At 50.8% G+C, this 266-nt stretch carries 1 protein-coding gene; it reads right to left on the reverse strand.

Going from position 1 to position 266, the window contains the following annotated elements; genetic code table 11:
- Window positions 1-62: 62 nt before the first annotated feature.
- A partial coding sequence (locus SB756_RS30975; RefSeq protein ID WP_410913357.1) for a hypothetical protein occupies window positions 63-266 on the reverse strand: 204 nt, incomplete at its 5' end.

A 266-nucleotide genomic window follows, 5' to 3' on the forward strand; every position in this document is an offset into this window, starting at 1 on the left:
CTGCTTCATCGCTGCGGCGCTTCTTAACGCCAAATGCATTTCCAAACATCAGCTGTCACCCCTTAGGCACGAACGCGTGACAGGACATCATCAAGCTCGCTGACGCTCTCTCCAATCTGTTCAACAGAACCCGCGAGCAGAGTAGAGGCCTTCGCCATTTCGACGTCCAGTTTACCCAGCGTTTTATCCAGGCTGCTTAAAACACCTTCAGAGAAGTCTTCAAACCCTTTCCCGAGCACATCACTGACATTTTCCATAAAAGCCTG

This window comes from Pseudomonas sp. SIMBA_068 (genome assembly GCF_046534705.1).
Lineage (GTDB): Bacteria > Pseudomonadota > Gammaproteobacteria > Pseudomonadales > Pseudomonadaceae > Aquipseudomonas > Aquipseudomonas putida.